This is a genomic window from Kitasatospora sp. NPDC028961 (assembly GCF_055564815.1).
On sequence record NZ_JBVHVO010000007.1, the window covers coordinates 1 to 16022 of the forward strand.

Consider the following 16022-nt stretch of genomic DNA (forward strand, 5'->3'; position numbering starts at 1 on the left):
TGAAAGCGAAGATCCGCGTCAGCACGCGGCATCCGGCATGGTCGAAGGCCTTCACCAAGGAAGAGGCCCGGGCCATTGAGATCCACGAGTACAGCATGATCGCAGTCCCTGGCCTGTTGCAGACAGAAGCGCATGCGCGGGCCCTGTACAACATGCGCCGCCCGTGGTTGTCGACGGAGCAGGTGGATCAGTGGGTTTCTGCCCGGATGGCCCGACAGGAGATCCTGAGCCGATGGCCACTACCGGCGATGAGTTGGGTGGTCGACGAAAGCGTGCTGCGACGGCCGGTGGGTGGCTGGGATGTGCATGAGGAACAACTGAGACACCTGCTGACGATCGGGCAGATGCGGGGCCTGGAACTCCAGGTGTTGCCGTTGGATGGGACGGGGCATGCCGGTATGGGAGGCTCCTTCATCCTTCTGACTCCGAGCGGGCGGTCGCAGATCGCTTATGTAGAGGTGCAGCACGTCAATAGACTGATCACGGATCCGGAGGAAGTCCGTAGAATGGCCGTACGTTACGGCAGCATCAGGGCACAGGCGCTCAGTTCCGAAGCGTCGCTGGCCTTGATCGAGAAGAGGCTGGTAGAGCGATGAGCAAGGCCGAGCTGGCGTGGTTCAAGAGCAGCCACAGCACCAACGAGGGCGCTGCTTGCATCGAAGTTGCCTGGCAGAAGAGTAGCTACAGCAGCAACGAGGGTGGCCAGTGCGTTGAGTTCGCTTGGCAGAAGAGCAGCCACAGCGGTAACGAAGGCGCCAACTGCGTGGAGGTCGCCTCCATGCCCGGCACCGTCCACGTGCGCGACTCCAAGGACAAGAGCGGCCCGCAGCTGGCCTTCGAGCCCGCCGCCTGGCAGGCGTTCGTCGAGTTCGCCGCCGCCTCCTCCCTCTGACTCCGTAGCTCCGACGTCCCTCTCCGACTACCCGTCACAGACCCCCGGCCGTCCGCCAATCGGCGGACGGCCGTCTTCTGTACGGGTGGCCTCCCCCTCTTGTACGGGTGCCGCTGGTAGCAACGGAGCCGACAGCCAGGGGGGAACGCAGAGACGAGGTAGCGCAGCCATGTCCCACCACCTCAGCGGTCCCAACCTGCGGTCGCCCCGGGGCGACGCCCGGCTGGACCTCACCGACCTGTTCGCGTTCCCGGCGGCCGACGCCTCGGGGCGGACGGTGCTCATCATGGACGTGAACCCGTACGCACCGACCCGGGCCCACGCCTTCCACCCGGACGCGGTCTACCGGATCAACATCGACAACGACGGGGACGACCAGGCGGACGTCGCCTACTCCTTCACCTTCTCCGACCCCGAGGCCGGCGCCCAGACCGTCACCGTCCACCGGGCCACCGGTGACGCCGCGCGCAAGCACGAGGCAACCGGCGACGTCCTCTTCACCGGCGTCCCGGTCGCCTTCGGCGACGCCCCCGACGTGGTCGAGGCCAACGGCTACAAGCTCTCCGTCGGCCTGCGCAGCGACCCCTTCTTCGCCGACCTCGAAGGGATCGTCAACAACTTCACCTGGACCGGCAAGGACGCGATGGCCGAGGCGAACGTCTTCGGCATCGCCCTCGAAGCGCCGGACGCCGAGCTGGGGCCGGAGGCGACGATCGGCGTCTGGGCGCGGGTCAGCCTCCACGAGGACGGCCGACTGGTCTCCGTCGACCGAGGCGCGCACCCCTCCCTGACCGCCTACTTCAACGCCGAGGACGTGAAGGACGCGTACAACGCGGGCGAACCGGCCGACGACTGGGCGAAGTACCGCGAGCCCTGGACGGCCGTCCTCCAGCACACCGGTGACTACACCACGGACGCGGCCACCGAGACGCTGAAGCTCGTCCTCCCCGACATCCTGCGCTTCGACCGCTCGCGCCCGGCGATCTACCCCAACGGGCGGACCCTGGTCGACGACGTGACCTCGGCCCGGCTGTCCATGGTCTCCGGCGGCAAGATCACCGGCGACCACATCCCCCCGCACGTCGACCTGCTCCCCGTCTTCCCCCACCTGGGCCACCCGCACCCGGCCGTCTGACGCCCGGGCCGCCCGCCCGTCCCACCGCTCGCCCGCACGCGTGTCCGACGGTCTGCCGGGCAGACGCCCCGGCAGACCGGGCGCGCACGGCGCCCGCTGCCGAGAGGGGGCCGTCGTGGCCGCAGGAGCGCACGGAAGACCGGCCGGCCGGGGAGCGGCCGCCGACGACACGGCGGACGGCGCGCTGCGCTGGGCCGGACGCGCCGGGTTCACGGCCCGGGGCGTCGTCTACGTCCTTGTCGGCTACCTCGCCCTGCGGATCGCCTTCGGCAAGGGCTCGGACGAGGCCGACCGCCAGGGCGCGCTGCGCACGGTGGCCGACCAGCCGCTGGGCCGGGCGGTGCTCTGGCTGCTGGTGGCCGGCTTCGCGGGCATGGCGCTGTGGCGGGCCGCCACGGCCGCCTTCGGCCGTGGCAAGGACGGCAAGCCGGGCAAGCGCGCCCTCAACGCCGGCCGCGCGCTCTTCTACGCTGCGGTCTGCTGGGGAACGGCCGCCTTCGCGCTGGGCAGTGGCGGACGGTCGAGCAGCGACGACACCTCCAAGGACTGGACGGCCTCCGCCCTCGACCTGCCGGCCGGGCGGTACCTGGTCGGCGCGGCGGGCCTGGTGCTGGCCGGGGTCGGGGTCGGCACCGCCGTCCGGGCCCTGCGGCGCCGCTTCCTCGAACGGTTGGACACGGCGGCGATGGGCCCGCGCGTCCGGACGGCCGTCACCGCCTGCGGGGTCGCGGGCAACACCGCGCGCGGCCTCGTCTTCGCTGCGGCCGGCGCCTTCGCCGTCACCGCCGCGGTCCGCTTCGACCCGCAGCGGGCCAAGGGCCTCGACGACACCCTCCGCAGCCTCGCCACCACCCCGGTCGGCCCCTGGCTGCTGGTGCTCACCGCCGTCGGTCTGCTGTTGTTCGGCGCCTTCTCCTTCGCCTCCGCGCGCTGGCGCCGCCTCTCCTGAGGGCGCTCCCCGGCGCCGCCGCCCCGCCCTGTGACCGGCCGTGAGCCGCCGTGGTCCGGTAGAACGGACCACGGCGGCTCACGGCTGTGGTGATCGGGGGACGGGATGGCGGGACCGGCGGTCGGACTGTGGCTCTTCGAGCCGTGCGCGGCCGAGGACGTCATGGCCCGGGACGTCGTGGCCGGTGTCCGGCCCTGGCTGGAGAGCTTCTGCGAACCGGTCGAGGTCGGGGCGGGCGGCGGACCGGCCTTCTGGGTGCGGGACGCTTCGGCGCTCGGGGTGCCGGCCTTCGACCCGGCCGGCGTGGGTGTGTTCTTCCTGACGGAGGACGAGGAGGTGCCGGCCGAGGACGAGGACTACGCGCTCTTCCCCCGGCCACCGGTGCGGGACTGGTGCTGGCGGCCGGGTGCTCGGGGCCGGCTGCTCGGGGCCGGTGGACCAGCTGGTGCTGGGCCGGCTCGCGCTCGTTCTCGCCGAACGCCTGGGCGCTCTGGTCGACTTCGACGGTCTGCTCGGCGTCCGCGCGGCCCCGGGGGAGGGGGAGCGGGCAGCGGGTCACGACGCGCTCCTGGCGAGGGCAAGAGCGCTGAAAGCCGCCCTGCCGGGGCGGCTGGAGGAGGTCTGGTACGACCCGTGGGGTGGCGGTCGGTGGGTCCGGCACGTGGGTGACGCGGAGTTCCTGGCGGCCTGGCCGGCGCACCCGGACTACCACCTGGTGACGTGACCGCCCTGGCCGGCCCCATCCGGACCACCACCTGGTGACGTGACCGCGCCCGGTCCCGCGGCGGTTGTGCCGCGGGACCGGGCGCGCGATGCGGTGTCAGGCGCCGTCGTAGTAGCGGCGCTCCTCCACCACCGGGTCGACCCCGCCGACGACCGGTCGGCGGCGGCGCAGGGCGCGGGCGTAGACGACCAGGCCGAGCAGGCCGGCCACCATCAGGACGATGCCGACGACATCGACATTGACGCCCGAGAGGTGCCAGTCGACGGCGAAGGTGAGGATGGCGCCCAAGGCGAAGACGATGATGCAACCGCCGATACCCATGGCGGTCTCCTTCCCGTTCTCGGAAGGGCCGGCCGGGGCCGGCGGGGCGGGTGTGGGGTCAGGCGAGCAGTCGGTCGAGGACGGCGCGGTAGTCGCGCATCGCCAGTCGTAGCTGCTCGGTGCGGGCGCCGGGCTCCTCGTCGGGGGTCCGGCAGCCTTCGCGCAGGTCCTCCAGGCGTCGGCGGGCCGCCTCGGCGACCAGGTCGGCGGTTCGGCCGACCAGGCTGTCGGCGGCGGCCGCCGAACCGGCGGGGTCGTCCACGAAGGCGATCTGGGCGCGTTCCCACTCGGCCCGTGCCTCCTGGACGGCGGTGGTGTCCAGCCAGGGGCCCAGGCCGGCGGCCGGTCGGTCGGGGGCGGCGGGCGCGGTCGGAGCGACGGTCTCGCCGGTGGGCGCGGTCGGGGCGGCCGCGCCCGGCGCCGGCGGAGCGGTCGGGGCGGCGGGGACGGCGTCCGGGGCGGGCGCCGCGTCCGGCTCCGCGGGCCGGACCGCCGGGAACTTCTGGAGCGAGGCGACGTCCGGCCGGTCCTCGGACCGCTCGGCCGTGCCGTCGGTGGCCGGTGCGGGGCCGTGCCCGGCGGCGTGCCGGGGGTGGCCGGACCGGCCGCCGGCGTGGGTGCCGGCGTGGCGCGGGTCGGCGGCGTGGTGGACCCGGCCGTGACCGGTCCGGTCGTCGTTGCCCTGGCCGTTCTCGCTGCGGTGCTGCTCGATGCGGGTCATCGTCTCCTCCTCGGACTGACGTCGTACGGATGCGTCCGGACCGGCCCGGATACGTACGGCGGCCGTACGGGCCGGTGGCGTACGGGCCGGTGGTGTACAGGTCGGTGGTGTACAGGTCGGCGCTGTACAAGTGCTGTGCGGCTGCGGATGCGGGTGCGCTGTGCGGGTGGGGTACGGACGGGGCGGGTCAGTGGCGGGCGAGCGCGCCGGTGCGCTCCTCGTGGAGCAGTTCCACGATCAGGTCGCGGACGGCGATGACGGAGCAGCGCAGTTCCTCGCTGTCCGCGCCCGGGTTGTCCAGGGCCCGGCGGGCGTCGCGGTAGGCGGGCAGCCGCGCCGCGTGGTCGACGGAGAGGACCTCCGGACGGCCCTCGCCCGGGTAGCCCATGTCGGTCAGCAGGGAGTCCAGCAGTCGCGCCGTTCGGACGGCGGACTGGCGCGGGTCCTCGACGAACAGGGCCTGCAGGCCGCGCAGTTCGGCCAGGTACCGGTCGCGGTCGGCGGCCTCGACCGGGACGGTCTTCACCCGGCGGCGCAGCGCCAGCCGGTCGGTGAGGTCGTGCTCGGCCGCCCGGACGTTGCCCTCGTGGACCAGGACGGTGCGGTCGTACTCCGGCCCGAACCGTGCGCGCAGTCGGTGCGAGCGCAGCCGGGGGGCCAGGACGGCGAAGAGTGCGGCCGCCGCGATGACCGCGACAATGACGATCTGAAGAGGATCCATCTCCGCTCCTTTCGGCGGCGGGCCGCCGGTGCGGCCGCCGGGCCCTCGCTTTGCCCGTCCGGCGCCCGGCAAACCCCCCTGGGCGTTGCGCGGCTGTCCCCCCGTCGCCCGAGCGACCGTCAGATGCCCGTCCGAGCGCGGTGCCGGTACGGTTCCCCGGTACACGACCGACCGCGCCCCGGCGCAGCCAGAAAGGCCACGAACCCATGCGCTTCCTCGTGGAGGAGACCTCGGACGGCGTCTCGGAACGCCGCTTCACCCACGGCGACGTCCCCGGTGTGCTCTGGATGCCCACCGGTGCCGTCGGTGGCCGTCCGCTGGTGCTGCTGGGCCACGGCGGTGGCGGGCACAGCCGGACGCCGGTCCTGGCGGCCCGCGCCCGCCGCCTGGTGACGGAGTACGGCTTCGCGGTCGTGGCCGTGGACACGCCCGGCCACGGGGACCGGCCGCGCTCCGAGCGGGACGCCTGGTTCGAGGCGGAGATCGGCGCGCTGCTGGCGGCGGGCGAGCCGCTGAGCCGGGGGATCGCCGAGCACACGGCGGCCCTCGCGGAGCGGGCGGTGCCCGAGTGGCGGGCGGTGCTGGACGCGCTGGGCGGGCTCGACGAGGTCGGCGCGGAGCACCCGGTGGGCTACTGGGGCCTGTCGCTGGCCAGCGTGGTCGGCCTCCCACTGGTGGCGGCGGAACCGCGGATCACCGCCGCCGTCCTGGGCCTGGCCGGCCACGAGTCGCTGACCGGGGCGGCGGCCCGGGTCACCGTCCCGGTCCGGTTCGTGCTGCAGTGGGACGACGAACTGGTCGAGCGCACGGCGGGGTTCGCGCTGTTCGACGCCCTGGGCTCGGCGGAGAAGACCCTGCACGCCAACCCCGGCGGCCACGCGGGCGTGCCCGCGGCGGAGCTGGAGAGCGCGGCGCGGTTCCTCGAACGGCACCTGCGCGTACCCGTGGCGCCGGAGCTCCCGGCCGGCTCCGTATTCTGAAGCGCCGCCGGGCAGGCCGGAGCCGTACGAGAGGGATGACGATGGAACAGCAGCAGTCCGAGCGCGGGCTCGTCGTGGTGAGCGAGAGCGGCGTCGGCCGCTACGGCCAGCAGGTCCGGGCCGGCCGCCACGAGCTGGCGGCCGACGAGCCGGGGCCGGTGGGCGCCGACAGCGGGCCGAACCCCTACGACCTGTTGCTGGCCGCGCTCGGCAGCTGCACCTCGATGACGGTGCGGATGTACGCGGAGCGCAAGGGCTGGCCGCTGGAGAAGGTCACCGTCGCGCTGCGGCACGAGCGGGTGCACGCCGAGGACTGCGCGGAGTGCGAGAGCGGGCACGGGCTGGTCGACCGGATCACCCGGGAGATCCGGCTGGACGGCGCCCTCGACGCCGAGCAGCGCCGGCGGCTGCTGGACATCGCGGAGAAGTGCCCGGTGCACCGGACGCTGACCGCCGGCGTCGTGGTCAGCACCACGGAGGTGCCGCCGGAGGCCGCCGCCCGGGGCTGAGGGCCGTCACGACCGCCGCTGGCCGGCCAGGTCGACCTCGCCCCGGACCAGGGCGCCGGCCTGGTCCGGCGTCAGCGGGCGGGCGAAGAGGTAGCCCTGGCCGAGCGGGCAGCCCATGGCGGCGAGCAGGTCGCGCTGCTCGGTGTTCTCGATGCCCTCGGCGATGACCTGGACGCCCAGCGTGTCGGCGATCCGGGTGATGCCCTCGACCAGCGCGTACTGCTGCTGCGACATCCCGAGCCCGTCGATGAAGGACTTGTCGATCTTCAGGATCGAGATCGGGAACTCCCGCAGGTAGGAGAGCGAGGAGTAGCCGGTGCCGAAGTCGTCGATCGCGATGCCGACGCCCAGCTCCTCGCTCAGCGTGCGCATGTCGGTGTGCACCCGCTCGTCGCGCCGCATCAGCACCGACTCGGTCAGCTCCAGCACCAGCGCCTCGGGGGCGATCCCGGAGGCCCGTACCGCGCCGCGCACGACGTCGACGAAGCCGGCGTCCCGGAACTGCCGGGCGGACACGTTCACGTTGACCCGCAGGGGTGGCCGGCCGGTGGCGCGGCGGCGGTCGGCGGTCAGCCGCTGCCAGCCGGCGGCCTCGTGCGCGGCGCGCTCCAGGACCCAGGCGCCGAGCGGCACGATCTGGCCGCTCTCCTCGGCGAGCGCGATGAACTCGTCGGGCAGGACCATCCCGCGCCGGTCGTGCGGCCAGCGGACCAGTGCCTCGAAGGCGACCAGCTCGCCCGTCGCCAGGTCGACGATCGGCTGGTAGTACAGCTTGAACGCGGACTCGGCGATCGCGACGTCCAGGTTCTCGTTCAGCTCGTGCCGCTCCACCAGCCCGGCCTGCAGGGCGGGCTGGTAGTGGCACCACTGGCGCTTGCCGGCCGACTTCGCCGAGTACAGCGCCAGGTCGGCGTGGGTGAGCAGCTCCGCCGAGTCCACGCTGTCCTCGGTGGTCGCCACCCCGATGCTCGCCGTCACCCGGACGGCGCCCGCGCTCAGCTTGAACGGTTCGACGAAGGCGGCCAGCACGCTGTCCGCGATCGCGCCGACGTCCGCCGGGCGCACCGCGTCCTCCACCAGCACCGCGAACTCGTCGCCGCCGAGCCGGGCCGCCGTGTCGGAGGTGCGCAGCGCGGTGGAGACCCGCAGCGAGACGGCGACCAGCAGCTCGTCGCCGACCGCGTGGCCCTGGGTGTCGTTGACCACCTTGAAGTCGTCCAGGTCGATGAAGAGCACGCCGGTGACCGCGCCGCTGCGCTCGCCCCGGGAGAGCGCGTGGCCGACCCGGTCCTGGAAGAGCACCCGGTTGGCCAGGCCGGTGAGGGAGTCGTGGAAGGCCCGGTGGGTGAGCTCGCGCTCCATCTGCCGCTGCTCGGTGACGTCGCGCAGGGTGAGCACCAGGCCGCCGACCGTCGGATCCCCGCGCAGGTCGTTGCAGCGCACCTCGGCCTCGATGGGGGTGCGGTCCTGGCGCAGCAGGCGCCAGTGCTCGCGCTGCTGCTCGCGGCTGTCGCCGGTGCGGACCCCGCCGTCCGGGCCGCGCATCCGGGCCAGCGCGCTGCCGACGGCGCGGCTGTCCTCGGGCGGGACGAGGTCCGTGATCAGGACGCCGTCCAGGTCGGCGTAGCCGAGGACGCGTTCGGCGGAGGACGAGGCGTAGCGGACGCCGTCGTCGGCGTTGAGGATCAGGATGACGTCGCTGGCGCTCTGCACCAGGGTGCGGAAGTAGGCCTCGCTGTTGCGGCGGTTGATCTCCTGGCTCAGCATGACGCGCTCGACGGCCAGCGCGGCCTGGGCGGCCAGGATCTCCAGCGAGCTCCAGAGGCTGGTCAGCTCCTGCTCGGTGCCGGTCACGATGAGGGCGCCGATCAGCGGGTCGCCGGAGGGGCGCTCGGCCAGGGTGAGCGGGCAGAGCAGTGCGCAGGGCATGCCGTCGAAGCGGACGGCGAGATCGGTGCCGATGTCCTCGACGGGGAGTAAGCGGGTCTCCCGGACGGCCGCCAGGGCGAGCGCCTCGTCCGAGTCGGAGCCGTCGTGCAGGTGGTGCTGGGCGGGGCCGCGCTCGGCGTGCCGGATGTGCAGGACACCGGCCTCGCTGACCGCGAGCAGGGCGACGTGCCCGCGCTCGGTGGGCATCAGGGTGGAGGCGGCCCCCTGGACGGCGTCGGCCACCTCCTCGACGGTGACGGCGGCGGTGAGCGAGGCGCCGGCCTCGCGCAGCACGCGCTCCCGGGCGATGGCCTCGCGCCGGGCGCTCACCACGAGCGCCAGGCGCGCCAGCACGAGCAGGAAGAGCAGCGCGGAGAAGGCGCCGATCACCCCGGCGTTGTTGGTGTCGCCGTTGATCGACTCGACGATCAGGATGGTCGGCGCGACCAGCGAGGCGGCGGCCAGCAGGGCGAGCCGGCCCCGCCCGAGATCGACCTGCTGGGTGGGGACCGGTTTGGTGAGCTCGACCATCGAGGGATGCAGGGCGGCCGCGCCCCAGGCGGTGTAGAAGGCCGCCCAGCCGAGGTCGACCGGACTCCCGATGCGCCAGTTGCCGTGCAGCACGATGAGCCCGTACAGGATGTCGGAGATCAGCAGGCCGACCGTGCCGACGGTGAGCAGCTGGAGCGCGCGGCTGCCGCCGCCGCGTGGCACCAGCAGGCGCAGCAGCAGCGCGAGGACCACCACGTCGCCCAGCGGGTAGGCGATCGAGACGGCCTTCTGGAACCAGCTGAGGTCCGGGTTACGGGCGTACGGGAGGATCAGGTAGATCCAGGCGAGCAGGGCCAGGCCCATGGTCAGGATGAGGGCATCCAGCAGGCTGGCGCGGTCCTGGTGGGCCGTGCGCCAGCGGATGAAGCCCAGCACGCCGGCCGCGTAGAGCAGGTACTCGGCGAGGTAGAAGCCGTCGGCGACGGAGGGGAAGGGGCTGCCCAGGTGCAGGAACTGCATCTGGATGACCTGGACGACCTCGCCGGCGGTGAAACTGAGGTTGGCGAGGGCGAGCAGGTACCAGAACAGCCGGTGCGCCGGGCGGTTGAGGTGGACACCCACCACGATGGCCGCTACGCCGCCGAGGCCGATGCCGGTCCACCAGATGATCCGCTGGGTCGGGTTGCTGTAGTAGATGCAGGTGAACAGCACCATCCACGACAGGTAACAGACCATCAGGCGTTGTCGCCGACGTGTCAAGGACGCTACCTCCTCCGCGACATCACTGCGCCGGTCCGGCGGTGACTTCGGGCGAGGACGGGACCTGCCGGGGCAGGTCCGGGGGTTGTGCTCGGGGTTGTGCTCGGGGTTGTGCTCGGCTTCCTCGAAAGGTGTACTCGGGTACGACCGTAGGCCCTGTCGGGGGAGTCCGCTCGGGGGTGCCCGCGGTTTCCGGGCAGCGGCCCCGTCCGTCCGGTGGCTTTCGGCCGGACGTTCGGAACGGTCCTTCGGTGCGTATAGTCGGAAATGTCGCACCTCCCAGCATTCTGCCGCCACACCACGAGGTCAAGCCGGTGGACGATGCAGTCGACAGCGCACAGGGCGCGCGCCCGGATGTGAATTCCGGGCGCCACGCCGTGGTGCGGAACGAAGACGGTCAGTACGCGATCTGGCCCGGTGACTTCACCGTGCCGGGTGGCTGGCACACGGTGTTCGGGCCGGCCGGCCTCGCGGACTGCCGGGCCCATGTCGAGCGCGAATGGCGCTGGGCCGGGCTCGGGCTCCCCGGGCCCGGCGGCGCCGGCCGGGGCCCGGCCCGGGCCGGGTTCTCGGACACCGTGCACGGACTGTTCCGGGCCCGGGCCGCCCACGACCCGGACGCCGTCGCCCTGCTCACCGAGGACGGCGAGCTGAGCTACCGCGAGCTCGACCTGCGCAGTGACCGGCTGGCCGCCGTCCTGCGGGCCCGGGGCGTCGGGCCGGAGCGGGTGGTGCCGGTCTGCCTGGAGCGCGGGGCGGCCCTGATCACGGCCTGGCTCGGCGTGCTCAAGGCCGGTGGGGCCTTCCTGCCGCTGGACCCGGCGCACCCGCAGCGGCGGCTCGCGCAGCTCGTGGTGGACTGCCGGGCGGTGGTGGTCGTCGGGGAGCACGGGCGGCACTTCGCCGGGGTACCGGTGGTCGGCGCCGACGCGGCCGGACCGGACGGCGATCCCGGCCCGGGCACCGCGGAGACGCCCTCGGGCACCGGCGCGGATCCGGCGGAGGACCCGGTCGAGGACGGCGTCCCGGTGCCGGACCCGGCCGTGCCGGACGACCTGGCCTACCTGATCTACACCTCCGGCACCACCGGCACCCCCAAGGGCGTACCCGTCACCCACCGGTCGCTGGTCTTCACGCTCGACCGGGTGATCCGCGCCTACGAGCTCACCGCGCGTGACCGGGTGCTGCAACTCGCCGCGCTGGGCTTCGACACCTCGCTGGAGCAGGTCTTCGCCGCGCTGCTCAGCGGCGCGACCCTCATCCTCGGCGGCGCCCGGACCTGGGCGCCCACCGAGCTGGTGCACCGGATGCGCGAGCTCAGGCTGACCGTCGCCGACCTCACCCCCGCCTACTGGCACCACGTACTCGCGCTGCTCCCCGAGGGCGGCCCGGCCCCCGAGGGCCTGCGGCTCGTCGTGGTCGGCGGGGACACCGTGCACACCGACGACAGCCGCGACTGCCTGGCCCGGCTGCCCGGCGTCCGGCTGGTCAACGCCTACGGGGTGACCGAGGCGGCCGTCACCTCCACGCTCTGCGAGGTCACCCCGGCGGTGCTGGGGCCGGCCGGCGGGGTCGGGTTCGGCGCGGCCCCCGTCCCGATCGGCAGGCCGCTGCCCGGGGTGCGGCTGCACCTGCTGGACGCCCGGCTCAGCCCGGTGCGGCCCGGCGAGAAGGGCGAGATCTACCTGGGCGGCCCCGGCCTGGCCCGCGGCTACTGGCGGGCCCCCGGGCTCACGGCGGAGGCCTTCCTGCCCGACCCCTACGCGCCCGTCCCCGGGGAGCGGATGTACCGCACCGGCGACGCCGGCCGCTGGCGGCCCGACGGTCAGCTGGAGATCCTCGGCCGCTTCGACGACCAGGTGAAGGTGCGCGGCTACCGGGTGGACCCGGCCGAGGTGGAGTCGGTGCTCGCCGCCCACCCGGACGTGCGGCAGGCCCGGGTCGCCGCCGACGGCGCCGCGGACGGCACGCACGTGCTGACCGCCTACTACACGCTCGCCGACCGGGACGGCTCCGGCGCCCGGGCCCGGCGGTCCCAGATCCGCGACTACCTCGCCGAGCGGCTGCCGGACTTCATGGTCCCGGCCGACTTCGTCCTCCTCGACAGCATGCCGCTCACCGCCGCCGGCAAGATCGACCGGCGCCGCCTGCCGCGCACCGCGCCGCAGCTCCAGCGGCGCGCGGGGCGCGACGGCGAGGGCACCGTGGAGGCCCGCGGCGCCGACACCCGGTCCGACGCGCCCGATGGTGCCCGGCGCGACGCGGGCACGCTCGCCGACGGCTCCGGGAGCGCGATCGAACCCGCCGTCGCGCACCTCTGGTCCGAGCTGCTCGGCGTCGAGGAGGTCGGACCCGCCGACGACTTCTTCGCCCTCGGCGGCAACTCGCTGCTCGCCATGGAGATGCTGGCCCGGGCCCGGATCATGTTCGGCATCGACGTCACCAGGATCCGCTTCCTCACCCGCTCGCTGCTGCGCGACGCCACCCTGCGGGCCTTCGCGACCGCCACCCAGTCCGCCCGCGCCGGCGGCAACGGCTTCGGCGAGGCGGCCGTCGACTGGACGGCCGAGGCCGAACTCGGCACCCCCGTACGCCAGTCCTGGCGCCCCGCGCCCTCGCGCGCCGAACCGGCCGAGATCCTGCTCACCGGTGCCACCGGCTTCTGCGGCGCCCACCTGCTCGCCGCCCTGCTGGACACCACCGGGGCACGTGTCCACTGCCTGGTCCGCGCCCCCGACGAGGAGCACGCGCTGGAGCGCATCCGGGCCGCCCAGCAGCGGTACCTGCGCAAGGACGTGCTGGACGGCCGGGTGGTCCCGCTGGTCGGGGACCTCGCCGAACCGCTGCTCGGGCTCTCCCAGCACCGCTTCGAGGCGCTCGCCGACAGCCTGGACGCGATCCACCACCTCGGCGGGCAGGTCAACTTCATCTACCCGTACCACCAGCTGCGCGGCCCCAACGTCGGCGGCACCCGGGAGGTGGTCCGGCTGGCCGGGCACTCGCGGGGCATCCCGGTGCACTACCTCTCCACGCTCGCCGTGCTCGCCGGCTTCGGCCCGGCGGGCGTCGGCGAGGTGACCGAACGGACACCGCTGGCCCACCCGGACCGGCTCGCGGTCGGCTACGTGGAGAGCAAGTGGGTCGCCGAGCAGCTGCTGCACAACGCGGCGGCGGCCGGGCTGCCGGTCACCGTGCTGCGGACCAACGACGTCACCGGCGACCTCGCCACCGGGGTGATGAACACCGGTACGGAGATCTGCGCGCTGATCAAGTACATGGCCGACAGCGGGAGTTGCCCGGACGTCCGGCTGCTGCTCGACTTCGTCCCGGCCGACCGGTTCAGCCGCGCCGTCGCGCACATCGCCCGGCACGCCCCCGCGATCGGCGAGGTCTACCACATCACCTCGCCGCGCCCCGCCGTGCTCTCCGACCTCGCCGAACGGCTGCGGGCGCGCGGCCACCCGGTGGAGCAAGTCCCGTACAAGGCCTGGGTCGAGGACCTCGTCCGGTTCGCCGCCGGGCACCCCACCCACCCGATGACCCCGTTCGTGCCGCTCTTCGTGGACCGCAGCCCGGGCACCGAACTGTCCATCAGCGAGATGTACTTCCGGCCGACGTTCCCGCTTTTCGACCGGGCCAACACCGACCAGGCGCTGGTGGGCAGCGGGATCGAGCTCCCGGCGGTGGACGACGCCTTACTCGACCGCTACCTGGAGCAGTTGACCGCGGAGGGCTTCCTGACATTCCCGGCGGGGGTGGTCCGGCGGTGAGCGGGGGCGGCGGCGACGGGGCATTCGGCGACGCCGTGTTCGGGGGCCTGGACGTGCGGGGCGCGCCGGGGGACGGGCCGGTGGCGTTCGGGGCGCGGCTCGGGCCGGACGTGCTGCTGGCGGCCTACCGGCACGGGCTCTTCCCGATGCCCGCCGCCGACGACTACGCGAGCGCCTTCAACGAAGTCCGGTTCGAGGACGCGGTGGCGGCGGGGGAGGTGGCGCTGCTGCCCGGCGCCGAGGACGACCCCTACGCGCTCGCCTGGTGGTCGCCCGACCCCCGCCCGGTGCTCGCCCCGGACGCGGTGCACGTCGGGAGCCGGCTCGCCCGGCGGCTGCGGAACGGCCGGCGGTGGTGGACCAGCGCCGACCGGGCCTTCCCGCGCGTGCTCGAAGCCTGCGCGCAGGCACGCCAACCCTCCTGGCTCGTACCGGAGCTGCGTGTCGCGCTGGTCGAACTCCAGCGGCGCGGCGCCGCCCACAGCGCCGAGGTCTGGGAGGGCGAGGAGCTGATCGGCGGGGTCTTCGGGGTGGCCGTCGGCCCGGTGCTCAGCCTGGACTCGATGTTCCACCGCCGCTCCGACGCGGGCCGGGTCGCCGTGGCCGACCTCGCCGCGCGGTTCGCCGACGCGGGCGGGCGCCTGCTGGACGCCCAGTGGGACTCGCCCCACGTCCGCGCGCTCGGCGCCGCCGCCGTCCCGCGCGAGCGCTACCTGGCCGAACTGGCCGCACCGGCCGAGGTCGGTCCGCTGGCCACCGCGATGCTCCCGGCGGCCCGGCTGGGCCGGTGACCGCGGCCGCCGTCCCGCGGTGGAGGCGGCGGAGGCAGCGGAGGCGGCGGGGCGGCCGACGACGCGGCCCCGCCCGGGAGGTTCCCGGCGGGGCCGGTCGGTGACGTCGGCCGGGCGAACGCCCCGGGGTCAGTACGGCTGGACGAGGACGTGCGCGGCGCCCGGGATGCCGACCTTCAGCAGCTCGTCCTCCTCCGGGGTGGTCGGCGTGCCGGTCTCCTGCTTCAGGACCGCCCGCGAGAGCGCCTGCACCCACATCGCGCGCGGCCGGCGGCGCTCCTCCCAGGCGGCGAGCGCGGCCGCGACGTCCGTGGCCGGGTCCTCGACCGCGTCCAGGCTCTGGGCCAGCACCAGCGCGTCCTCGACCGCCATCGCCGCGCCCTGCGCCAGGTGCGGGGTGCTCGCGTGCGCGGCGTCGCCGGCCAGCACCACCCGGCCGACGTGCCACGGCTCCTCGACACTGACCTGGGAGATCCGCGAGTAGACCACCGCAGCCGGGTCGGTGACCAGCGCCAGCGCCTCGGCGACCGGGCCGCCGAAGCCGGTCAGCCGCTCGGCCAGCTGCTCGTGGGCACGCTCCTCGTCCGGGCGGAAGTCCGCCGGCTCGGCGAACACCGATCCCAGGTACATCAGCTCGTCGGTGATCGGGGTCAGCAGCGCCTTCGCCCGCTGGTTCCCGGCGGACATCACCACGCCCTGCACCTCGGGCGAACGCGGCAGCGTCACCCGCCAGTTGGCGAAACCGGTGTACTCGGGCAGGTACTTCTCGCCGTACAGCCGGCGGCGCAGCGGCGAACCGATCCCGTCGAAGCCGACCACCAGGTCGTAGCGGCCGTGGTGGCCGTCGGTCAGGGTGACGTCGACGCCCGCGCCGTCGTCGGTCAGCTCGGCGATCGTGGTGCCGAAGCGGAGGGTGGCACCGGCGGCGGTGGCGGCGTCGCCCAGCACCCCGGCCAGGGCGGGGCGCGGTATGCCGTTGTTGGACGGGGCGTCACCCATCCGGGGCTGCGGGATCTTGGCGAGGGTGGCCCCGGACGGGTCGCAGATGGTCAGCACCTCCCACTCGAAGCCGGCCGCCAGGCAGGCCTCCAGCACGCCGATCTCGCGCATCACGTGCAGGGCGTTGGACGGCTGGATGATGCCGACGCCGAGCGCCTCCAGGCCGTCGCGCAGCTCGGCCACGTCGACCCGGTGGCCGCGCCGGGCGAGCGCGGTGGCCAGGGTCAGGCCGCCGATGCCGCCGCCGTGGATCAGTACGCGCAGGGGTGAGGTCATGACGGGGGTCTCCCAAGGGGGTCGGTGCGGGCGGTGCGGTGGGGTCGGGTGCGG

14 protein-coding genes are annotated in these 16022 nt (G+C 74.2%); 9 read left to right on the forward strand and 5 right to left on the reverse strand.

Annotation, left to right across the window (positions count from 1 at the left end; translation table 11 throughout):
• The 5 genes from ACZ4UX_RS15535 to ACZ4UX_RS15555 form a co-directional block, all read left to right on the forward strand.
• The coding region (locus ACZ4UX_RS15535) for a DUF5753 domain-containing protein (protein WP_465707024.1) at positions 1 to 596 on the forward strand (596 nt) is incomplete at its 5' end.
• Positions 593 to 892 (forward strand): DUF397 domain-containing protein, encoded by a 300-nt coding sequence (locus tag ACZ4UX_RS15540; protein ID WP_465707025.1) that lies wholly within the window; start codon positions 593 to 595, stop codon positions 890 to 892. The genes ACZ4UX_RS15535 and ACZ4UX_RS15540, both read left to right, overlap by 4 nt.
• A 169-nt stretch (positions 893 to 1061) precedes the next feature.
• Complete coding sequence (locus ACZ4UX_RS15545) at positions 1062 to 2027, forward strand: DUF4331 family protein (RefSeq protein WP_465707026.1); 966 nt, start codon at positions 1062 to 1064, stop codon at positions 2025 to 2027.
• A gap of 115 nt (positions 2028 to 2142) precedes the next feature.
• On the forward strand, positions 2143 to 2976 hold the full coding sequence (locus tag ACZ4UX_RS15550; protein ID WP_465707027.1) for a DUF1206 domain-containing protein: 834 nt from the start codon (positions 2143 to 2145) through the stop codon (positions 2974 to 2976).
• Positions 2977 to 3382: 406 nt separating this feature from the next.
• Positions 3383 to 3700, forward strand: coding sequence for a DUF6368 family protein (locus ACZ4UX_RS15555; protein ID WP_465707028.1), 318 nt, complete (start codon positions 3383 to 3385; stop codon positions 3698 to 3700).
• A gap of 96 nt (positions 3701 to 3796) precedes the next feature.
• Here ACZ4UX_RS15555 and ACZ4UX_RS15560 read toward each other — a convergent pair whose 3' ends face one another.
• The 3 genes from ACZ4UX_RS15560 to ACZ4UX_RS15570 form a co-directional block, all read right to left on the reverse strand.
• Entirely contained in the window at positions 3797 to 4021 is a 225-nt protein-coding gene (locus ACZ4UX_RS15560) for a DUF6458 family protein (protein ID WP_329490362.1), read from the reverse strand.
• Positions 4022 to 4079: 58 nt separating this feature from the next.
• Entirely contained in the window at positions 4080 to 4742 is a 663-nt protein-coding gene (locus ACZ4UX_RS15565; protein ID WP_465707029.1) for a hypothetical protein, read from the reverse strand.
• Positions 4743 to 4929: 187 nt separating this feature from the next.
• The gene (locus ACZ4UX_RS15570) at positions 4930 to 5463 is read right to left on the reverse strand and encodes a hypothetical protein (RefSeq protein WP_352287524.1); all 534 of its coding nucleotides are present in this window, start codon (positions 5461 to 5463) and stop codon (positions 4930 to 4932) included.
• A gap of 206 nt (positions 5464 to 5669) precedes the next feature.
• Here ACZ4UX_RS15570 and ACZ4UX_RS15575 point away from each other — a divergent pair, with 206 nt between their 5' ends.
• Both ACZ4UX_RS15575 and ACZ4UX_RS15580 read left to right on the forward strand, forming a co-directional pair.
• The gene (locus tag ACZ4UX_RS15575) at positions 5670 to 6443 is read left to right on the forward strand and encodes a dienelactone hydrolase family protein (RefSeq protein ID WP_465707030.1); all 774 of its coding nucleotides are present in this window, start codon (positions 5670 to 5672) and stop codon (positions 6441 to 6443) included.
• 41 nt (positions 6444 to 6484) lie between these two features.
• On the forward strand, positions 6485 to 6952 hold the full coding sequence (locus ACZ4UX_RS15580; protein ID WP_352287520.1) for an OsmC family protein: 468 nt from the start codon (positions 6485 to 6487) through the stop codon (positions 6950 to 6952).
• A 6-nt stretch (positions 6953 to 6958) separates the two neighbouring features.
• On the opposite strand, the gene ACZ4UX_RS15585 is transcribed toward ACZ4UX_RS15580, so the two are convergent.
• Complete coding sequence (locus ACZ4UX_RS15585) at positions 6959 to 10132, reverse strand: putative bifunctional diguanylate cyclase/phosphodiesterase (RefSeq protein WP_465707031.1); 3174 nt, start codon at positions 10130 to 10132, stop codon at positions 6959 to 6961.
• A gap of 356 nt (positions 10133 to 10488) precedes the next feature.
• Between ACZ4UX_RS15585 and ACZ4UX_RS15590 the strand changes: the two genes are divergently transcribed.
• Positions 10489 to 13902 carry an amino acid adenylation domain-containing protein gene (locus ACZ4UX_RS15590; RefSeq protein WP_465707218.1) on the forward strand — a complete coding sequence of 1138 codons (3414 nt, stop codon included), beginning with the start codon at positions 10489 to 10491 and terminating at the stop codon, positions 13900 to 13902.
• Positions 13899 to 14693 (forward strand): leucyl/phenylalanyl-tRNA--protein transferase, encoded by a 795-nt coding sequence (locus ACZ4UX_RS15595; protein ID WP_465707032.1) that lies wholly within the window; start codon positions 13899 to 13901, stop codon positions 14691 to 14693. The genes ACZ4UX_RS15590 and ACZ4UX_RS15595 overlap by 4 nt, the downstream gene beginning before the upstream one ends.
• 129 nt (positions 14694 to 14822) lie before the next feature.
• On the opposite strand, the gene ACZ4UX_RS15600 is transcribed toward ACZ4UX_RS15595, so the two are convergent.
• Entirely contained in the window at positions 14823 to 15968 is a 1146-nt protein-coding gene (locus ACZ4UX_RS15600; protein WP_380386865.1) for an FAD-dependent monooxygenase, read from the reverse strand.
• Positions 15969 to 16022 lie beyond the last annotated feature (54 nt).